Raw genomic sequence first — 18,851 nt, forward strand, 5'->3', positions numbered from 1 at the left:
CTAAGCCTTGGACAAGGTTCAGTAGAACCCGAGCATATAAAAGGCCCTGTTATCAGCGACGTTACGCCCAGCCCCCTCGACGATGCCAGCTTCAAGCGCGAGCTGGCAGCTATGCTCCCGCATCTGCGCGCCTTCGGCCGCAGCCTGACGGGGAACGCCGACCTCGCCGACGACCTGGTGCAGGAGACGATGCTGAAGGCGTGGAAGGCGCGCGCCAGCTATATCCCGGGGCCGTCGAGCATGAAGAGCTGGGCCTTCGTGATCCTGCGCAACTGTTTCCTGTCGCAGATGCGGCGGAAAAAATTCACCGCCGACTATGACGAGCTTGCCGCCGAGCGTCTGCTCGTCGCGCCCGACGACCAGAACGACAGCCTGCATCTGGCCGACGTGCAGCGTGCATTGTTGCTGCTGCCGGTCGACCAGCGCGAGGCGCTGATCCTGATCGGCGCGGGGCAGCTGTCCTATGAGGAAGGCGCGGAGATTTGCGGCTGCGCGGTGGGGACGATGAAGAGCCGTGTGTCGCGTGCACGCACGGCGCTCCACGCGATCCTGGAGGGCGGGGACATGCCGCTGCGCAGCGACGACCCGCTGGCGCCGAGCGAAGCCTTTGCGTCCATCATGAGCGATATCGACCAGCTGACCGGCGGCGGGCCTTCGCCGGACTAGCGACGCTTTCCTTTCATCGGGCTGCAGGGCAGGGTGATCATATGGATGGTTCGATCGTGATGCGCTCCCCCGCCGGATTTGCGATCGCGCTCGTCCTTGCGCTGGCCTTCCCTGCGGCCGCCAATGCCTCGACGGCGCCGGGTGCCGAACCGATCGTCGTCGAAGGCCAGCGCGAAACGCGCGTCGACTGGAAGCGCGCCGAAAGCCGGCATGTCGTGATATTCAGCGATGGCGGCGAAGCCGAGCTCAAGAAGACCGTCAACGATGTCGAGCAGCTCCATCAGCTGCTTGCGCGGCTGTATGGCGCCCAGGCGGCGGCGGACGGCGCCGCGAAGCTCAAGATCATATTGGTCGATTCCGAGGCGACCTATCGGCGTATGGCGCTTGGCCACCTGCGATCCGAAGAGGGGCCCTATGTGCGGTCGTTCGCCGAACAGCGCTATTACGATCCGCGCGATGATGGCGCGCTGATCGTCGTCCCGCGCGCCGACCAGGTCATCGACCTCGATACATCCAGAGCCCGCGAGGCCGATTGCCAGGATATCGAATTCGAACTGTTGATGGTGGGGAAGACCTGCGGCGATGTCGTACTCCGTCCCACGCCCGTCGCGCGGCCGTGGGAATCGGTGCTGTTTTCGGCCTATGCCCAGCATTTCATCCTGAGTTATCTGCCTGCGGGCTATCCGCGCTGGTATATGGACGGCATCGGCGCGCTCTTCTCGACCGCCAAGATCGGGCGCGATGGTTCGCTCGATTATGCGAAGCTCTCGCTCGTCAATGCGCAGATCTTCCGCTCCTATGGGCGGCTGAACGTCGGCGACGTACTGACCGGGCGCTATCTCGCGGACCCCAGTCGGCGGATGGAGTGGACACCGTTTCATGCGGCCCTGCTCGTCCATTTTTTCGTCTATGGCGACATCAAGGCCGAGCGCCGCACCCAGTTTCAGTACTATATGAGCGCGATCCATCGGGGCGTACCGATGGCCGACGCCGCCGAGGTGTTCGGCGACATGCGAAAGCTGCAGTTCGAGATCGGGGCCTATATCGTGCGGAGAAGCCGGTCCTATGCGCGGACGCGCCCGACCGCCCTGCCCATCGAGCAACCCTCGGTCACCGTGCTGTCCCCCGCGAGCGCGGCGATGATCGAAGCCAGCCTAGAGCTCGAATCGCGCCTGCCGGCGGGCGGAGGGAACGGCGATGCCGAAGGCTGGCTGGCGGAGGTTCGCACCGCCGCCGAAAAATTCCCGCGCGACGCCGACGCGATGCTGACGCTCGCCCGCGCCGAATGCCGGAGCGGTCGCTATCGCGAGTGCCTCGACGCGGCGGAACGGGCTCTCGCCAGCTCGCCCGACGATGTCGACGCGCTCAGTTGGAAGGGGTTGGCCCAGGCCAACGAAGCCTTGGCGAAAGCTGGGGAGGTGCGATCGGCGGAATTGAAGATCGCCCGCGCGACGATCGCCCGCGCGATCACGCTCGATGGCGAGGCGCCGCTGCCGCACATCGCCTATTTCCAAAGCTTCGCGATCGCCGGCGAGCCGGTGCCGGACGACGCGATGGAAGGAATGGCGAAGGTCGTCCGGCTGGTGCCGGCAGCGCCGGGGCCGCGGCTGGCGCTGGGCAGGGAGCTGATCCGGAAGGGGCAGCCCGAACTCGCCCGTAAGCTGTTGAGCCCGGTGCTTTTCGGCCCATATGATTCGCCCGAGCGCAAGGCGGCGGCGGAATTGTTCGCGTCGCCCGCGGATATCCCTGCGCCCGCGGGCGCCGACGCCGGGGCGGGTCGCCCGCTGATCGCGACCCCCTAGGCCGCCAGTTGCGGCGTAAATAGCAGGCTCTGGCTGATCGCGGCGCGGACGGTGTTCCGGCCGAAGGGTTTCGAAATTAAAAAGGTCGGCTCGACACGGTGGCCGGTGAGCAGCTTTTCGGGAAAGGCGGTGATGAAGATCGCCGGCACCGGCGCGATCGCCAAAATATCCTGCACCGCATCGATCCCCGACGATCCGTCGGCGAGCTGGATGTCGGCGAGGACGAGCCCCGCGTCGCTGTTTTCGAACGCCGCGACCGCATCCTCATGCGTCGTCGCGACACCCGCGACATCGTGGCCGAGGTCGCGGACGATCTGTTCGAGGTCCATCGCGATCAGCGGCTCGTCTTCGATGATCAGCACCGATGTGCGTGCCTCGCGGTCGACCTCGTCCACCGCCTCGGCGAGCAGGGTTTCGACCATCGCACTGTCGGCGCCGGTGATCGCCGCGGTCTCCTCGACCGAAAAGCCTTCGAGAGCGGTCAGCAGCAGCATCTGGCGGCTGAGTGGGGTGATGCGCGCGAGGCGGCGGTTGGCGGCGCGAACGAGGGGGTTCTCGCCCTCGTCGCTGCCCTCGCCATCCTCGATGAAGGCGCTTTCCCAGATGCGGTGGAAATTGCGGTAGAGGTCGATGCGCGTGTCATCCGAGACGCGGAACTCGTCGGGAGCGGCGACGATGACTTCGAGCGTCGTATGCACGAAATTGTCGCCATGTTGCTGGCTGCCCGTAAGTGCGCGCGCGTAGCGGCGCAGAAAGGGCAGGTGCCCGCGGATTTCGTCTCCCAGCGTCATATCAAGGCTCCCTCCAATCGTAGGAATACGCTTTGCCGCGCCGACGGGTTCCGCTTGTGCGATACGAAAAGCGTCCCTTCTTGCTGCAACTTGTCGGTCGGGAATGCGTAGAGTCTGCCGAGCCGTGATGATATTTGCGTGTAAGCGGTAGGAATTGCTCTATTTTCTCCGCAGTGTCGTAACCGCGCTTTTTGGGAACCCTTTTCTATGGCAGAGCAGCCTGGGGCCAGTGCCGGTACGATGGCTCCGCAAGCAACGGAGGGGCGGATCTTGGCGGACGGCGGCGAAGGCGACGCGGTGACGCGCGAGGCGTGGCGGCTGGAAACCCTTCGCGAATACCGACTGATGGATACCGCCCCCGAGGCGGCTTTCGACCGTGTGACGAAGCTCGTCGCGGACTTGTTCGATGCGCCGATCGCGCTTGTCACGCTGGTCGACGATTGCCGCCAATGGTTCAAGTCCGCGCATGGGCTGACGGTCAGCGAAACGCCGCGCGACATCAGTTTCTGCCAATATGTCATCGCCGGCGACGCACCGCTCGTTGTGACCGACACCGCGGCCGACCCGCGCTTCGTCGACAATCCGCTGGTAACCGGCGAGCCGTACATCCGCTTCTATGCCGGGGTGCCGCTGCGCGCGTACAACGGCATGGTAATCGGGACGCTGTGCGTGATCGACCGCAAGGTGCGGGCGACCCTCGATCTCCGCGAGATGGAACGACTCGAGGACTTCGCCGCGATCATCATGGCCGAGGCCGATCTGCGCCGTATCGTCGTCGAGCGCGACGACGCCCGCCGGACGCTGGAGCGCGCGCTCGATTTCTCCGGCATCGCAAGCTGGCGATACGATGCGCGGGCCGATGCGGTCACCTGGCGCGGGGCCGTCGCCGAACTCTGGGGCGCCGACTATGCCTCGGCACTCACCAACCGAGAGGGCGTGTTCGCACGCATTCATGCCGAGGATCGCGCGCGCGTCGAGGTCGCGATCAACGAGGCGGTGGCGAGCGGCACCTCCTATTCGGTCGAGCATCGCATCGATCATCCCGAGCGCGGGGTCCGCTGGCTGGGGATCCGCGGCGACTGGGACGTGCGCGACGACGATGCGATCCTTACCGGCGTTTGCATCGATATCACCGAACAGAAGAGCCGGCAGGAAAATGCCACGCTGCTGATGCGCGAACTGCACCACAGGATGCGCAACCTGTTCGCGACGGTCGGCGCCATCATCTCGCTGAGCCGCCACGCCGCGCGCGATGTCGACGATTATGTCGAACGGATCAGCAGCCGCCTCGACGCGCTCAACCGCGCGCAGAATGTACTGCTCGGCGCCAATTTCATGACCGGGTCGATGCACGCGCTGCTGCGCGAGGTCGAGGCAAGCTTTCCGCGCATCCGCTGGTCGGGCCCGGATCTGCTGCTGCCCGAAAATGCACTTGTCGCGATGGCCCTGCTATTCAACGAACTTGCGACCAATGCGGTGAAGCATGGTGCGCTGACCGGCGCCGACGGGCAGGTCGACGTGAACTGGTCGCAGGATCCCGAAGGCAGCGACCCGCGCCTGTTCCACCTGACCTGGGCCGAAAGCGGCGGCGCACTGACGGTCGCCGAGCCCGAACGGACCAGCTTTGGCACGCTGCTGATGGAGCGCAGCGTGAAGAATAATCTGGGCGGCACGATTGAGCGCGACTGGAAACCGGACGGGCTGGTCGTCGACATCACCTTGCCCGCACGTTGGCGCGAGGCATAAGCGCGACAAGCGCGACCCGATCGATTTGTTCTTTCTATGTTCTCATGCTAGGCATGGGCCATGTCCGCGAAACCGATTCTAGAAAAGCTGGCGGTGCTGGCCGATGCGGCGAAATATGATGCGTCCTGCGCGTCGTCGGGGACCGTGAGGCGCGATTCGGTCGGCACGAAAGCTATCGGGTCGACCGAGGGCATGGGTATTTGCCACAGTTACGCGCCCGACGGGCGGTGCATCTCGCTGCTGAAAATCCTGCTCACTAACTTCTGCATTTACGACTGCCGTTTCTGCATCAACCGCGCGTCGAGCAATGTCGAGCGCGCGCGCTTCAGCCCGCAGGAGGTCGTCCGGCTGACGCTCGATTTTTACAAGCGCAATTATATCGAAGGACTGTTCCTGTCGTCGGGGATCATCCGCTCCGAAGATTATACGATGGAGCAGCTTGTCGAGGTCGCGCGCATCCTGCGCGAGGAGCATCGCTTTGGCGGCTATATCCATCTGAAGACGATCGCGGGCGCCGACCCCGGGCTGATCGCGCTTGCGGGGCTTTATGCCGATCGCTTGTCGACCAATGTCGAACTGCCGACCGAGGCGGGGCTTTCGAGCTTTGCGCCCGAGAAAAAGCCCGAAACGATCCGCAAGACGATGGCGTCGGTGCGCGTCGGTGCCGAGGATGCGATTGAGGCCGCGAAGAGCCGGCTGATCGGCAAGGCGAAGCCGCCGCGCTTTGCGCCTGCGGGGCAATCGACGCAGATGATCGTCGGCGCCGACGCGTCGCGCGACGACGACATCCTCAAGACCGCGACGAACCTCTATTCGGGATACCAGCTCCGCCGCGTCTATTATTCGGCGTACAGCCCGATCCCTGATGCCAGCCAAGACCTGCCGCCCGTCCGCCCGCCGCTGATGCGCGAGCACCGGCTCTATCAGGCCGACTGGTTGCTGCGCTTTTATGGTTTCGAGCGCGCCGAAATCATGGAGGGCGCGCGCGGGGGAATGCTCGATCTCGCGATCGATCCCAAGCTCGCGTGGGCGCTCCAGCGGCGCGAAGCGTTTCCGGTCGATATCAACCGCGCGCCGCGCGAATTGTTGCTGCGCGTGCCGGGGCTGGGGACGCGCGCCGTCGACCGCATCGTCGCTGCGCGGCGGCTGGGCAAGCTCAGGCTCGGCGATCTCGCTAAGCTGACCGCATCGGTGAAGAAGGTCCTGCCCTTCATCGTGACGCCCGACTGGCGGCCGGGCAAGCTCACCGACAGCGCCGACCTCCGCGCCCGCTTCGCGCCGCCAGCGGAGCAGCTGGCGCTCGCGCTGTGAGGGAAGTGGTCCTGAAAGAGCCCGGCGACTTCGCCGAGTGGCGGAACGCGGCAAGGGGTTTGCTTGCGGGCGGCATTGCGCCCGACGACGTAAGCTGGCGCGGTAGCGCCGAAGGCGCGTCGCTGTTCGGCGATAAGGCAGTGGCAGCGCCAGCGGGCGCGGTGTCGCTGCCGCGCGAACTGCTCGAGATCGCGGAGCGCGTCATCTGCCATCGCGACCCGGAAACGGCCGCGCGGCTCTACCGCATCATCTGGCGCGCGGCGCGCGACCGGCAGTTGCTCGCGCGAACGACCGATTCCGAAATCGACTGGCTGCGCAAAGCCGACAAGGCGATCCGCCGCGACGTCCACAAGATGCACGCCTTCGTGCGCTTCCGCCGGCTCGGCGAGGAGGCGGGGCGCGAAAGTTTCGCGGCGTGGTTCGAGCCGACGCATCGCATCCTCCGCCTGACCGCGCCTTTCTTTCAGCGGCGCTTTTTCGGGATGGACTGGGCGATCGTCACCCCCGACGCGCGCGCGATCTGGCAGGACGAAACGCTGACTTACGGGCTCGGCGGGACGAGGGACGAGGTGCCCGACAGCGACGTCGTCGAGGATCAGTGGCGCACCTATTATGGCGCGATCTTCAACCCCGCGCGGGTGAAGATCGACGCGATGCGCGCCGAGATGCCGAAGAAATATTGGAAGAACCTGCCCGAGGCGCAGGATATCGCGCCCTTGCTCGCGGGCGCCGAGGCACGGGTGGAACGCATGCGCGAAGCGGCCGTTTCGATGGCGAACCCCTTGACCGACAAATGGCGGACGCGCGTGCCCGAAGACTTGCTCCCCGATGATGATGTGAAGACGCTGGCGGACGTCGCGCGCGCGGTGGATCGCTGCACGCGCTGCCCGCTCTATTGCAACGCGACGCAGGGCGTGGCGGGCGAGGGGCCCGAGCGCGCACGGATCATGCTCGTCGGCGAACAGCCGGGCGATCAGGAGGATCTGCAGGGGCGGCCGTTCGTCGGGCCGGCGGGGCAGGTGCTGAACGAGGCGCTCGAAGAGGCGGGGCTCGACCGGACACGGCTGTTCCTCACCAACGCGGTCAAGCATTTCAAGTTCGAGCCGCGCGGCAAAAGGCGGCTTCACCAGAACCCGACGACGGGAGAAATCGACATCTGCCGCTGGTGGCTCGACAAGGAACGCGCGCTGGTGCAGCCCGACCTGATCGTTACGCTGGGCGCCAGCGCGCTGCGTGGGGTGACGGGCAAGAGCGCGAGCATCAAGTCGATGCGCGGCGCGGTGCACGAACTGGAGGGGGGCACGAAATTGATCGCGACGATCCATCCCTCCTTCCTGCTGCGCTTGCCTGACCGCGAGCGAGCCGCGAAGGAGCGCGCGCTGTTCGTCGCCGACCTTGCGCTCGCCCGGAAACTCGCCGCCTGATGGCGAAGTCCAGGACCTGGATCGAGCCGCACCCGAGCGGCATCTATGTGAAGCCCGCCGATGTGTGGATCGATCCCTCGCGCCCCGCCCCGCGCGCGGCGGTGACGCATGGCCATGCCGATCATGCGCGCAGCGGGCATGGCGCGGTGTTTGCGACCCCCGAGACGCTCGCGATCATGGCGCTGCGCTACGGCGTCGATGCCGAGGCGAGCCACAACCAAGCCTTCCCTTATGGTGACGGGTTCGAGTGCGGCGGGGTGCGTTTCAGCTTCCATCCGGCGGGCCATGTGCTCGGCAGCGCGCAGATCCTGATGGAATATCAGGGCGAACGGATCGTCGTCACCGGCGATTACAAGCGCCGCCCCGACCCGACCTGCGCGCCGTTCGAGGTCGTGCCGTGCGACATCTTCGTCACCGAGGCGACCTTCGGCCTGCCGGTGTTCCGTCACCCGCCGACATCCGACGAGATCGCGAAGCTGATCGGCGCGGTGCGCGCCGAGCCCGATCGTTCGGTGCTCGTCGGCGCCTATGCGCTCGGCAAGGCGCAGCGCGTGATCGCCGAGCTGCGCGGCGCGGGTTGGGATGCGCCGATCTACATCCACGGCGCGCTTGAACGCATGTGTCAGCTCTATGCGCTGCACGGCGTCGATCTGGGCGAATTGCGGCTGGTGAGCGAAACCGACAAGGCCGAGATGGCGGGGCAGATCGTGCTCGCGCCGCCGTCGGCACTCAACGATCGCTGGTCGCGGCGGCTGCCCGATCCGGTGACCGCGATGGCGTCGGGCTGGATGCGCGTGCGCCAGCGCGCGCGGCAGCGGATGGTCGAACTGCCGCTGGTGATCTCGGACCATGCCGATTGGGATGAGTTGACCACGACGATCAGCGAGGTGAACCCGAAGGAAAGCTGGATCACCCACGGCAGCGAGGATGGCTTGCTCCGCTGGTGCGAGCTCACGCAGCGCAAGGCACGCGCGCTGCATCTGGTAGGCCGCGATCTGGAGGAGGAGGCGTGAAGCGCTTCGCGGCCCTGATCGACCGGCTGATCTACACGCGCTCGCGCAATTCGAAGCTCGCGCTGATCGTCGATTATTTGCGGCATACGCCCGACCCCGATCGCGGCTGGGCGATCGCTGCGCTGACCGAGAGCCTGGACTTTCCGGCGGTGAAGGCGGGGACGGTGCGGACCTTGCTTGCGACGCGGGTCGATGAGGAATTGTTCCGCCTGTCGCGGCATTTCGTCGGCGACACCGCCGAGACGGCGGCGTTGCTGTGGCCCGATGCGCCGGGGAAGAAGGCAGATCTCAGCGTGTCGGAGGCGGTCGATGCGCTCGCTGCGACCAGCCGCAGCGACGCGCCCGCAGCGGTCGCGTCGCTGCTCGACCGGCTCGACGCCGACGGGCGCTATGCGCTGCTCAAGCTGGCGCTCGGCGGGATGCGCGTAGGGGTGTCGGCGCGACTTGCGAAGCAGGCGTTCGCGCAGGCGTTCGACGTGCCCGTCGACGATGTCGAGGAGCTGTGGCACGCGATCCCGCCGCCCTATGCGCCGCTGTTCGCGTGGGGCGAGGGCAGGGCGGAGCGACCCGACCTGAAAAACGTCGCCTTCTTCCGTCCCTTCATGCTCGCGCATCCGTTGGAGGAGGAAAGCGTCGACCTCGCCGATTATGCCGCCGAGTGGAAATGGGACGGCATTCGCGTCCAGATCGTCCATGGCGGCGGCGAGACGCGGATCTACAGCCGTGGCGGCGAGGAGATCAGCGGCGCTTTCCCCGAACTGGTCGCAGCGTTCGATCAGGATGCGGTGATCGACGGCGAATTGCTCGTGCGCGGCGAGGTTCAGGGCGGCGAAGCGGCGAGCTTCAACGCCTTGCAGCAAAGGCTGGGGCGGAAGGTGGTCTCGAAGAAAATGCTCGCCGACTATCCGGCGTTCGTGCGCGTCTATGATTTGCTCGCGGTTGACGGCAATGATCTGCGCGCCCTCCCGTGGACCGAACGGCGACGGCAGCTCGAAGCCTTCGTGCCGCGCCTCGCCGGCAGCCATTTCGACCTGTCGCAAGTCATCGACGCGACCGACTTCGACGACCTCGCCGAACGCCGCGCCTGCGCGCGCGACGCCGCGATCGAGGGCGTGATGCTCAAGCGCCGCGATGCCCCTTATGTCGCCGGGCGCCGCGCCGGGCTGTGGTATAAATGGAAGCGCGATCCGCTCACCGCCGACTGCGTGATGATGTATGCGCAGCGTGGCAACGGACGCCGCGCGAGCTTCTATTCGGACTATACCTTCGGATGCTGGTCCGACGCGGGCGAATTGCTGCCCGTGGGCAAGGCCTATTCGGGCTTCACCGACGAGGAATTGAAGTGGCTCGACAAGTTCGTGCGCGACAACACGCTGAACCGCTTCGGCCCGGTGCGCGAGGTCGAAAAGTCGCTGGTGCTCGAAGTCGCGTTCGATTCGATCCACGCGTCGAAGCGCCACAAGTCGGGGCTCGCAATGCGCTTCCCGCGCATTTCGCGCATCCGCCGCGACAAGCCTGCGGAGGAAGCCGACCGGATCGCAACGCTGCAGGCGATGGTGACTTAACTTGCCCTGTCTCGTCATCCCGGATCAAGTCCGGGATGACGAAGGTGGAGACGTCGGCTCGAACTGACGAGGATGGTAAAGCCGTCGGTTGGACGGAGAAAAATTCCCCGTCACATCCTTGCAACCCACGGCCACGATACCGAGTTAAAGGCCGCAAAGACCCCAAAACAAATGGAGACTGCCATGACGATCGCCCATCCTCCTCTCCCCTATGCTCTCGACGCGCTCGAGCCGCATATCTCGGCCGACACGCTGGCGACGCACCATGGCAAGCATCACAAGGCCTATGTCGACAAGACCAACGCCGCGATCGAAGGCACCGAACTGGCCGACAAGAGCCTTGAGGAAATCGTCCACCACGCCGAAGGATCGGGCAACAAGGGCCTGTTCAACAATTCGGCGCAGGCGTGGAACCATGCCTTTTATTGGGAAAGCCTGAGCCCGACCAAGACCGCGCCCGCCGGCGATCTTGCTGCTGCGATCGAGCGCGATTTTGGCTCGCTGGACGATCTCAAGAAGAAGCTCAAGGACACCGCGGTCAACCATTTCGCGTCGGGCTGGGCGTGGCTGGTCGCCAAGGACGGCAAGCTGTCGGTCACCGACACGCACGATGCCGGTACCGAACTGACCGCGGGGATCAAGCCGCTGCTGGTGATCGACGTATGGGAACATGCCTATTACATCGATCGCAAGAACCTGCGCCCGGCCTATGTCGATGCGGTGGTCGACGAGCTGCTCAACTGGGACTTCGCGGCGGAGAATCTCGCGCGCGAGACGACCTGGACCTATCCGGCGTAATTTGCCCATGAAGAAGATCGTGTGTCCCCGCGAAGGCGGGGACCCATCTCCTGTGGGCTCCAAATAGCGCGGACCGATGATGGGCCCCCGCCTTCGCGGGGGAACACAGATTTTTGGCGGCAGCTTTGGCCGCTATCGTCACGCTGTCTCCTCGCCTATAGCGCCGCCATGACGATCAGCCTGTTCGAACTCTTCAAAATCGGTGTCGGTCCCTCGAGCTCGCATACGGTCGGGCCGATGGTCGCCGCGCGCCGTTTCACCGTGTGGCTCGACGAGGCGGGGCTGCTGACAAAGACCGCGCACGTCGAGGCCGACCTCTACGGCTCGCTTGCGCTGACCGGGAAGGGCCACGCCGCCGATACCGCGATCGTCGCGGGGCTGGCGGGCGAGATTCCGGCCTCGACCAGCCTCGCCGCGATCAGGGCGCATTGGGACCGGGCCGAGGGTGAAGGCTTCCTCTATCTGCTCGGCCGCCAGCGCGTCCGCTTCCAGCCGAAAAACGACCTGCATTTCCAGATGCGCCAGCGCCAGCCGTTCCACAGCAATGCGCTGAGCTTCACCGCGCGCGCCGGCGACGGCGAGATCATAGCCAAGCGCATGTATTTCTCGATCGGCGGCGGGTTCGTCGTCGACGAGGACGAGGCGGGGCGCAACAGCCGCGGCGCCGAGGATGAGGTCGAACTTCCTCACGCCTTCACCTCGGGCGCCGACCTGCTCACCATGGGCGCGGCGTCGGGCAAGAGCTTTGCCGAAATGATGCTCGACAACGAGTTGGTGCATCGCAGCCTCGACGAGGTGAACGCCGGGCTCGACGCGATCGCGGGCGCGATGGACGCGTCCATCGACGCGGGCTGCTGCAGCACCGGAATTTTGCCGGGGGGCCTCAAGGTCAAGCGCCGCGCGCCGCAGATCGCCGCCGACATCCGCGCACGGCACGAACAGAATCTGTCCGACCCGATGGCGATGATGGACTGGATCAACCTGTGGGCGATGGCGGTGAACGAGGAAAATGCCGCGGGCGGCAAGGTCGTCACCGCGCCGACCAACGGCGCGGCGGGGATCATCCCGGCGGTGATCCGCTATTATAGGCGCAGCTATCGCGGCGACGCGGCGGGGGTGCGCACCTTCCTGCTCGCCGCGGGCGCGGTCGGCGCGCTCTACAAACGCAATGCCAGCATCTCGGGCGCCGAGGTCGGCTGCCAGGGCGAGGTCGGCGTCGCTTGCTCGATGGCGGCGGCGGGGCTGACCGCCGCGCTCGGCGGTACCAACGCGCAGGTCGAAAATGCCGCCGAAATCGGCATGGAGCACAACCTCGGCCTCACCTGCGACCCGATCGGCGGGCTGGTGCAAATCCCGTGCATCGAACGCAACGCGATGGGCGCGATCAAGGCGATCGACGCGAGCCGCATCGCGATGATCGGCGACGGCACGCATGTGGTGAGCCTCGACACGGTGATCGCGACGATGCTGCAGACGGGCCGCGACATGCGCGATAAGTATAAGGAGACGTCGAAGGGCGGGCTGGCGGTTAGTGTGGTGGAGTGTTGAGATTATGGCTTGGATGTTCGACCAACAACCTAATGTCGCCTGCATCACAAGTAAAAAGGTGATTACCGGCGCGCCGGTGCTCGTGGCCACGCACTACGAAGATGATCATTCATGGGCGTTCCTAGATGGAGCAGAATTCGATCCAGTAAACGCGATGGTAGTTGCTATGTCGACAGTGCTGGAGTTGCATCCAGAACTTCATGAATTGGCTCCTATGGTGCAACCTGGCTGGAGTGCCAGCCGTGTCGGCATTGGTCATCCTTGGGAAGTTCAGCGCGATCATTGGGAGCCGGATGACGCATAGCGATGGCTTGGCATAAATGGTTGTCGAGAAAATATAGACCGTTCGCCCTGAGCTTGTCGAAGGGCCGTTCTTTCTTTGAGCGTTGATTATAAGGACGGTGCTTCGACAAGCTCAGCACAAACGGATGTAGGCAAATCCTACGCCCCCTCACTCCGCCACAACGCCCCCCGGCAATTCCTCGCGCAATTTGTCGATCAGCAACCGCACCTTCGGCAGGAGGTGGCGGCGCTGCGGATAGACCACCCAGATCGGCTGCTCCTGCGGGCGGAGCGGGTCGAGGAGCGAGACGCGCGCGACTTCGCTTCCATCGTCATCCCGGACTTGATCCGGGATCCACAGCAGCGCTGAAGTCATGGCCCCCGGATCAAGTCGAACGAGCCACGTGTCTCGTTCGAGGGTGACGAAAGGGGTGGGGATGTTGGCCGACGGGCCGCGTTTCAATCATCGTCTCCCTGAACTTGGTTCAGGGTCCACGGCGGGACTTGTCCTCCCATGCTGCGCCCTTTTTGTTCACACAAAGACACAAAGATGCCGCGCCGAACGCAAAGCGGTTTCCTTCGCTACGGTGCGACCAGACGCACCGTTGACCGAATGAAGAGCTTGCCGGCCCCAGCCTTCCTCTTTGTGTCTTTGTGTGAAAAACAACTGGCGCCGGGTTGACTGGCGAGCGCCGGGCCATGGATGCTGAAACGAGTTCAGCATGACGAAGGTTGGGAACGCGACCCTCGCATCTTGCATTGCCGCCCCATTTGCCTGATTGGAGCGCCCGAGAAGGAGACCCACCATGAAGACCCGCGCCGCCGTTGCGTTCGAAGCGAAGAAGCCGCTCGAAATCGTCGAACTCGATTTGGAAGGCCCGAAGGCGGGCGAGGTGCTGGTCGAGATCATGGCGACGGGCATCTGCCACACCGACGCGTACACGCTCGACGGCTTCGACAGCGAGGGCATCTTCCCGAGCGTGTTGGGGCATGAAGGCGCAGGGATCGTGCGCGAGGTCGGCGCGGGCGTGACGAGCGTCGTCCCCGGCGACCATGTCATCCCGCTCTACACCCCCGAATGCCGCCAGTGCAAAAGCTGCCTTTCGGGCAAGACCAACCTCTGCACCGCGATCCGCGCCACACAGGGCAAGGGGCTGATGCCCGACGGCACGACGCGGTTCAGCTACAAGGGTCAGCCGATCTTCCATTATATGGGCTGCTCGACCTTCTCGAACTTCACCGTGCTGCCCGAGATCGCGGTCGCGAAAATCCGCGAGGACGCGCCTTTCCAGTCGAGCTGCTACATCGGCTGCGGTGTGACGACCGGCGTCGGCGCGGTGATCAACACAGCGAAGGTGCAGGTCGGCGACAATGTCGTCGTCTTCGGGCTGGGCGGCATCGGGCTCAACGTGATCCAGGGCGCGCGGCTTGCGGGGGCGAACAAGATCATCGGCGTCGACATCAATCCGGACCGCGAGGAATGGGGCCGCAAGTTCGGGATGACCGACTTCCTCAATAGCAAGGGCATGAGCCGCGAAGACACGGTTGCGGCGATCGTTCAGATGACCGACGGCGGCGCCGATTACACCTTCGACGCGACGGGCAATACCGAAGTGATGCGCACCGCATTGGAAGCATGCCACCGCGGCTGGGGCACCTCGATCATCATCGGGGTCGCCGAGGCGGGCAAGGAGATTGCGACGCGGCCGTTCCAGCTCGTCACCGGCCGCAACTGGCGCGGCACCGCGTTCGGCGGCGCCAAGGGCCGGACCGACGTGCCGAAGATCGTCGACATGTATATGCAGGGCAAGATCGAGATCGACCCGATGATCACGCATGTCATGGGGCTCGAGGATATCAACAAGGGGTTCGACCTGATGCATGCGGGGGAAAGCATCCGCAGCGTGGTGGTTTATTGAAGCGCGCCGGAGCGGCCATAAGCTGGTGTGTCCCCGCGAAGGCGGGGACCCATCTCCGAATGGTACCAAATGGCACGGGCGGATGATGGACCCCCGCCTTCGCGGGGGCACACGGCATTATTGAGCGAAGGGAGCGCATGTTTTGACCGGACCTTATGTCCTGACGTTCAGTTGTGTCGATGCGGTGGGCATCGTCGCCGCGGTGACGGGGCTGCTCGCGGAGCGCGACGGCTTCATCCTCGACAGCCAGCAATATGCCGACCTCGATTCGGGGCGCTTCTTTATGCGCGTCGAGTTCCGCGGTGCGGGGCCGCGTTTTCCGGCCGCCTTTGCGGGCGTGCAGGAAGCCTTCGCGCCGATCGTCGATCGCTTCGGCATGGACGCGCGGATCAGCGACGCCGCGGTCAAGCCGCGCTTCGTGATCGCGGTATCGCAGGGCAGCCACTGCCTGAACGACCTGCTCCACCGCTGGTCGACCGGCAACCTCGCGATCGACATCGTCGCCGTGGTATCGAACCACGAACATCTGCGCCGCCTTTCCGAATGGCACGGCGTGCCCTTCCATTATCTGCCCGTCAGCGACGCGAACCGTGCCGATCAGGAAGCGGCGATCCTCGACGTCATGGCGCGCGGCGGCGCCGAATATCTGGTGCTCGCGCGCTATATGCAGGTGTTGTCGCAGGATCTGTCGGCGAAGCTCGCCGGACGCTGCATCAACATCCACCACAGCTTCCTGCCGGGCTTCAAGGGCGCGAAGCCCTATCACCGCGCGCAGGAGCGCGGGGTGAAGCTGATCGGCGCGACCGCGCATTTCGTGACGAGCGACCTCGACGAGGGGCCGATCATCGAGCAGGCGGTCGAGCGCGTCGACCATCGCGACGGGGTCGACGAACTGATCCGTATCGGCCGGGACGTCGAGGCGCAGGTGCTGGCGCGCGCGGTGCGCTGGGTCGCCGAACAGCGCGTGCTGATCGATGGCCGCAAGACGGTGGTGTTTCGCTGACGAGGCTGGCACAGCTTCAGTATCGATTCGCAACGTAAAGGGAGAGAAAAATGTTCAGTCACGTCATGGTGGGGTCCAACGACATCGCCGCATCCAAGAAATTCTATGATGCGCTTTTCGCAGCGCTCGGTGGGCCGGAAGGCGTCATCGATCCCAAGGGTCGGCTCTTCTATATGAGCAAGACTGGCATCTTCGGCGTTTCGGTGCCGATCAATGGCGAGCCCGCGTGCCATGCGAATGGCGGCACAATCGGCTTCGCGGTCGAATCGCCCGAACAGGGCGACGCCTGGCATGCGGCAGGCGTCGCCAACGGCGGCACTCCCTGCGAAGATCCGCCGGGTATCCGCACCAGCGAAATGGGCAGCATGTATCTCGCCTATCTGCGCGACCCCGCCGGCAACAAGATCTGTGCGCTCAAGCGCATGTGATCGCGATGCGTGGCGAGGCGGGATTGCTGGACGATTTGAATGCGCTCGCAATCCCCTTCGCAGCCTATGAGCATGTCGCGGTGTTCACCGTCGCCGAGAGCGATGCGGTGAATGCCGCGATACCGGGCGCGAATACCAAGAACCTGTTTCTGAAGGACAATGGCGGCGCATTCTGGCTCGTCACCGTGCCCGCTGAGGCGCGCGTCGACCTCAAGGCCTTGCCCGCCGCGATCGGCAGCAAGCGCATGAGCTTCGGCAAGGCCGAGGATATGTCGCGCTTGCTCGGCATCGCGCCGGGGTCGGTCACGCCGCTCGCCGCTATCAATGCGCCCGCGGGGAGCATCGCCGTGGTACTCGATGAAAATCTGGCGGCCGCCGAAACCGTAAACGTCCACCCGCTTCGCAACACCGGCACGCTCGGTTTGTCGGGCGCGGCGATCCTTGATCTTCTGCGGCACTGGGGACACGCGCCGCTGGTGGCGCCGATCCCGATACAGGCTTAGCCGGCCGCCATCGCCATCCACATCGCGCCGATCAGGGTGAAGGAACGCGGATCGCCGGTCAGCCCGCTGTTCATCTTGTTCATGACGTAACTGAAGGTCGCGCGGGCATCCATGTCGATGATGATCAGCGACCCGCCATAGCCGCCCCAGTAAATGGTGTTGGGGTTGGGCAGCGGCACCAGTTCGCTCGGCAGGCCGAAGCCCATGCCATAGCGGATCGGAATGCCGAGAATCATATCGGTGCCGGCACTCTGCAGCTCGAGCGCCCTGCGGCAGCCCGCTTCCGAGAGCAGGCGCTTACCCTTTGCAACGCCGCCATTGGCGAGCAACGCGTGGATCTCGGTGACGCTGCGTGCATTGCCGGTGCCCCCCGCGGCGGGAATCTCGGCACCGCGCCAGGCGCGCGTGCGCGTCGCCGATACGTCGACGCCGGGGTTGGTGAAGGTCTTGCGCTGGATGTCGGTTGTGAAGGCGCTGATCGTTTCGAGGGGCGCGATCAGGTCGGCGACGCGGTGATCCTCCGATGCGGGCAGGCCGATGTGGAAATCGGCGCCGAGCGGTTCGGCGATCTCCTCGCGAAAAACCGTGCCGAGCGACTTGCCCGTGATGCGACGCACAACCTCGCCGACGAGGTAGCCCTGGGTGATCGCGTGATATCCCGGCGCGCTGCCCGGCCGCCACCAGGGCGCCTGCTCGGCCAGCAACGTGGTCACTTTGTCCCAGTCGTAGAAATCCTCGGTTGTCAGAGGTGTATCCCAGCCCGACAGGCCCGCGCTGTGGCTCATCAGCTGCGCGACGGTGACGTCGGCTTTGCCATTGGCAGCGAACTCGGGCCAGTAGCGCGCGACGGGCGCCGCGAAATCGAGGTCGCCGCGGTCGGCGAGCAGCAGCGCGGTGAGCGCGGTCATCGTCTTGGTTGTCGAATAGACGTTGACGATCGTGTCGGCCTGCCATGGCCGCGTCTTCGCCTCGTCGGCGTATCCGCCCCACAGGTCGACGACCGTCTCGCCCTCGATCGTCGCACAGAAGGAAAGGCCGACGTCGGCGCCGCTAGCAAGGCTCGCCGCCATGCCGAGGCGCACTGCAGCGAAGCGGTCCTGACATCGTCCGTGAATGGCACTATCGAACATCCGGCGCGCGCTCCCCTTTTGAAATTGGCGCGAGCATGCCCTAGCAGGGTGGAAACACAAGCAGGACGACCCCATGCCCATCGAAACTCTCTCCACCCATCGCAGCCATGGCGGCACGCAGGGCGTGTACAAGCACGCGAGCACCGTCACCGGCACCGACATGATCTTTGCGGTCTTCGTGCCCGATCATGCGCCCGGCGCCAAGCTGCCGGTGCTGTGGTATCTGTCGGGGCTCACCTGCACGCACGCCAATGTGATGGAGAAGGGCGAGTATCGCGCCGCCTGTGCCGAGCATGGCGTGATCTTCATCGCGCCCGACACGAGTCCGCGCGGCGAAGGCGTGCCCGACGATCCCGACGAAGCCTATGACTTCGGGCTCGGGGCCGGTTTTTATGTCGATGCGACCGAGGAGCCCTGGGCGAAGAATTACCGGATGCGGTCGTACATCGAGGACGAACTGCCCTCGCTGGTGCTCCGCAATTTCGCCAGCGCCGATCTGACGCGGCAGGCGATCACCGGCCATTCGATGGGCGGCCACGGCGCGCTGACGATTGGGCTGCGCAACCAGGACCGCTTCCGCTCGGTGTCGGCCTTCTCGCCGATCGCTGCGCCGTCGCAATGCCCGTGGGGCGAGAAGGCGCTCGGCGGCTATCTGGGCGACGACCGCGAGGACTGGCATGCCTATGACGCGTGCGCGCTGCTCGATCAGGGGCTGCGCGTTCCCGACCTGCTCGTCGATCAGGGCGAGGCCGACAATTTCCTTGTCGAACAGCTGAAGACCGAACTGCTCGTCGAGGCGTGCGAGCGCAACGGGCAGAAGGCCGAAATCCGAATGCAGCCGGGGTACGACCACAGCTATTATTTCATCTCGACCTTCATGGCCGAGCATGTCGCGTGGCACGCGGAGCGGTTGAAGGCGTGA

General features: G+C 65.1%; 18 protein-coding genes. 15 read left to right on the top strand and 3 right to left on the bottom strand.

Annotated features, from left to right (window positions below):
* Positions 1 to 111 precede the first annotated feature (111 nt).
* Entirely contained in the window at positions 112 to 666 is a 555-nt protein-coding gene (locus QOL68_RS10005) for a sigma-70 family RNA polymerase sigma factor (protein WP_156416633.1), read from the top strand.
* Between the two features lie 41 nt (positions 667 to 707).
* A complete protein-coding gene (locus QOL68_RS10010) occupies positions 708 to 2,468 on the top strand; it encodes a tetratricopeptide repeat protein (protein WP_282948466.1) in 1,761 nt (586 codons plus the stop codon).
* Here QOL68_RS10010 and QOL68_RS10015 read toward each other — a convergent pair.
* Complete coding sequence (locus tag QOL68_RS10015) at positions 2,465 to 3,259, bottom strand: response regulator (RefSeq protein WP_282948464.1); 795 nt, start codon at positions 3,257 to 3,259, stop codon at positions 2,465 to 2,467. The genes QOL68_RS10010 and QOL68_RS10015 overlap by 4 nt on opposite strands.
* Positions 3,260 to 3,529: 270 nt before the next feature.
* Here QOL68_RS10015 and QOL68_RS10020 point away from each other — a divergent pair, with 270 nt between their 5' ends.
* The 8 genes from QOL68_RS10020 to QOL68_RS10055 all read left to right on the top strand — a co-directional run bounded on the left by QOL68_RS10020 (position 3,530) and on the right by QOL68_RS10055 (position 12,968).
* Complete coding sequence (locus QOL68_RS10020) at positions 3,530 to 5,005, top strand: sensor histidine kinase (RefSeq protein WP_282948462.1); 1,476 nt, start codon at positions 3,530 to 3,532, stop codon at positions 5,003 to 5,005.
* Positions 5,006 to 5,065: 60 nt separating this feature from the next.
* Positions 5,066 to 6,316 carry a putative DNA modification/repair radical SAM protein gene (locus QOL68_RS10025; RefSeq protein WP_282948460.1) on the top strand — a complete coding sequence of 417 codons (1,251 nt, stop codon included), beginning with the start codon at positions 5,066 to 5,068 and terminating at the stop codon, positions 6,314 to 6,316.
* A complete protein-coding gene (locus QOL68_RS10030) occupies positions 6,313 to 7,740 on the top strand; it encodes a UdgX family uracil-DNA binding protein (protein WP_282948458.1) in 1,428 nt (475 codons plus the stop codon). Before QOL68_RS10025 ends, QOL68_RS10030 begins: the two co-directional genes overlap by 4 nt.
* Positions 7,740 to 8,753 carry a ligase-associated DNA damage response exonuclease gene (locus QOL68_RS10035; protein ID WP_282948456.1) on the top strand — a complete coding sequence of 338 codons (1,014 nt, stop codon included), beginning with the start codon at positions 7,740 to 7,742 and terminating at the stop codon, positions 8,751 to 8,753. The genes QOL68_RS10030 and QOL68_RS10035 overlap by 1 nt, the downstream gene beginning before the upstream one ends.
* Entirely contained in the window at positions 8,750 to 10,318 is a 1,569-nt protein-coding gene (locus QOL68_RS10040) for a cisplatin damage response ATP-dependent DNA ligase (RefSeq protein WP_282948454.1), read from the top strand. Before QOL68_RS10035 ends, QOL68_RS10040 begins: the two co-directional genes overlap by 4 nt.
* A 183-nt stretch (positions 10,319 to 10,501) precedes the next feature.
* Positions 10,502 to 11,116, top strand: a complete 615-nt coding sequence (locus tag QOL68_RS10045) for a superoxide dismutase (protein WP_282948452.1) — start codon at positions 10,502 to 10,504, stop codon at positions 11,114 to 11,116.
* Between the two features lie 168 nt (positions 11,117 to 11,284).
* Positions 11,285 to 12,664: an L-serine ammonia-lyase gene (locus QOL68_RS10050; protein ID WP_282948450.1), complete on the top strand. Its 1,380-nt coding sequence runs from the start codon at positions 11,285 to 11,287 to the stop codon at positions 12,662 to 12,664.
* 13 nt (positions 12,665 to 12,677) lie between these two features.
* Positions 12,678 to 12,968 carry a hypothetical protein gene (locus tag QOL68_RS10055; protein ID WP_283404292.1) on the top strand — a complete coding sequence of 97 codons (291 nt, stop codon included), beginning with the start codon at positions 12,678 to 12,680 and terminating at the stop codon, positions 12,966 to 12,968.
* Positions 12,969 to 13,115: 147 nt separating this feature from the next.
* On the opposite strand, the gene QOL68_RS10060 is transcribed toward QOL68_RS10055, so the two are convergent.
* A complete protein-coding gene (locus QOL68_RS10060) occupies positions 13,116 to 13,409 on the bottom strand; it encodes a hypothetical protein (RefSeq protein ID WP_282948447.1) in 294 nt (97 codons plus the stop codon).
* Positions 13,410 to 13,752: 343 nt separating this feature from the next.
* On the opposite strand from QOL68_RS10060, the gene QOL68_RS10065 reads away from it, so the two are divergent.
* From QOL68_RS10065 to QOL68_RS10080, 4 genes are all read left to right on the top strand, one after another.
* A complete protein-coding gene (locus tag QOL68_RS10065) occupies positions 13,753 to 14,865 on the top strand; it encodes an S-(hydroxymethyl)glutathione dehydrogenase/class III alcohol dehydrogenase (protein ID WP_282948445.1) in 1,113 nt (370 codons plus the stop codon).
* A 142-nt stretch (positions 14,866 to 15,007) separates the two neighbouring features.
* Positions 15,008 to 15,868: a formyltetrahydrofolate deformylase gene (gene purU, locus QOL68_RS10070; RefSeq protein WP_282948443.1), complete on the top strand. Its 861-nt coding sequence runs from the start codon at positions 15,008 to 15,010 to the stop codon at positions 15,866 to 15,868.
* Positions 15,869 to 15,918: 50 nt separating this feature from the next.
* Entirely contained in the window at positions 15,919 to 16,296 is a 378-nt protein-coding gene (locus tag QOL68_RS10075) for a VOC family protein (RefSeq protein ID WP_058804174.1), read from the top strand.
* Positions 16,297 to 16,331: 35 nt separating this feature from the next.
* On the top strand, positions 16,332 to 16,799 hold the full coding sequence (locus QOL68_RS10080) for a prolyl-tRNA synthetase associated domain-containing protein (RefSeq protein ID WP_349252322.1): 468 nt from the start codon (positions 16,332 to 16,334) through the stop codon (positions 16,797 to 16,799).
* Here the strand turns inward: QOL68_RS10080 and QOL68_RS10085 are convergent.
* The gene (locus QOL68_RS10085) at positions 16,796 to 17,929 is read right to left on the bottom strand and encodes a serine hydrolase domain-containing protein (protein ID WP_282948438.1); all 1,134 of its coding nucleotides are present in this window, start codon (positions 17,927 to 17,929) and stop codon (positions 16,796 to 16,798) included. The two genes, QOL68_RS10080 and QOL68_RS10085, sit on opposite strands and share 4 nt — an antisense overlap.
* A 73-nt stretch (positions 17,930 to 18,002) precedes the next feature.
* Between QOL68_RS10085 and fghA the strand changes: the two genes are divergently transcribed.
* Positions 18,003 to 18,851: an S-formylglutathione hydrolase gene (gene fghA, locus QOL68_RS10090; protein WP_282948436.1), complete on the top strand. Its 849-nt coding sequence runs from the start codon at positions 18,003 to 18,005 to the stop codon at positions 18,849 to 18,851.

This window comes from Sphingopyxis sp. Geo25, from assembly GCF_949769135.1.
Lineage (GTDB): Bacteria > Pseudomonadota > Alphaproteobacteria > Sphingomonadales > Sphingomonadaceae > Sphingopyxis.

Excerpts from the sequence above, each read along its gene's own strand:
- QOL68_RS10005 (WP_156416633.1), top strand. The coding sequence starts at position 112 with ATGCTCCCGCATCTGCGCGCCTTCGGCCGCAGCCTGACGGGGAACGCC.
- QOL68_RS10010 (WP_282948466.1), top strand. The coding sequence starts at position 708 with ATGGATGGTTCGATCGTGATGCGCTCCCCCGCCGGATTTGCGATCGCG.
- QOL68_RS10015 (WP_282948464.1), bottom strand. The coding sequence starts at position 3,259 with ATGACGCTGGGAGACGAAATCCGCGGGCACCTGCCCTTTCTGCGCCGC.
- QOL68_RS10025 (WP_282948460.1), top strand. The coding sequence starts at position 5,066 with ATGTCCGCGAAACCGATTCTAGAAAAGCTGGCGGTGCTGGCCGATGCG.
- QOL68_RS10035 (WP_282948456.1), top strand. The coding sequence starts at position 7,740 with ATGGCGAAGTCCAGGACCTGGATCGAGCCGCACCCGAGCGGCATCTAT.
- QOL68_RS10045 (WP_282948452.1), top strand. The coding sequence starts at position 10,502 with ATGACGATCGCCCATCCTCCTCTCCCCTATGCTCTCGACGCGCTCGAG.
- QOL68_RS10050 (WP_282948450.1), top strand. The coding sequence starts at position 11,285 with ATGACGATCAGCCTGTTCGAACTCTTCAAAATCGGTGTCGGTCCCTCG.
- QOL68_RS10055 (WP_283404292.1), top strand. The coding sequence starts at position 12,678 with ATGTTCGACCAACAACCTAATGTCGCCTGCATCACAAGTAAAAAGGTG.
- QOL68_RS10065 (WP_282948445.1), top strand. The coding sequence starts at position 13,753 with ATGAAGACCCGCGCCGCCGTTGCGTTCGAAGCGAAGAAGCCGCTCGAA.
- QOL68_RS10075 (WP_058804174.1), top strand. The coding sequence starts at position 15,919 with ATGTTCAGTCACGTCATGGTGGGGTCCAACGACATCGCCGCATCCAAG.
- QOL68_RS10085 (WP_282948438.1), bottom strand. The coding sequence starts at position 17,929 with ATGTTCGATAGTGCCATTCACGGACGATGTCAGGACCGCTTCGCTGCA.
- fghA (WP_282948436.1), top strand. The coding sequence starts at position 18,003 with ATGCCCATCGAAACTCTCTCCACCCATCGCAGCCATGGCGGCACGCAG.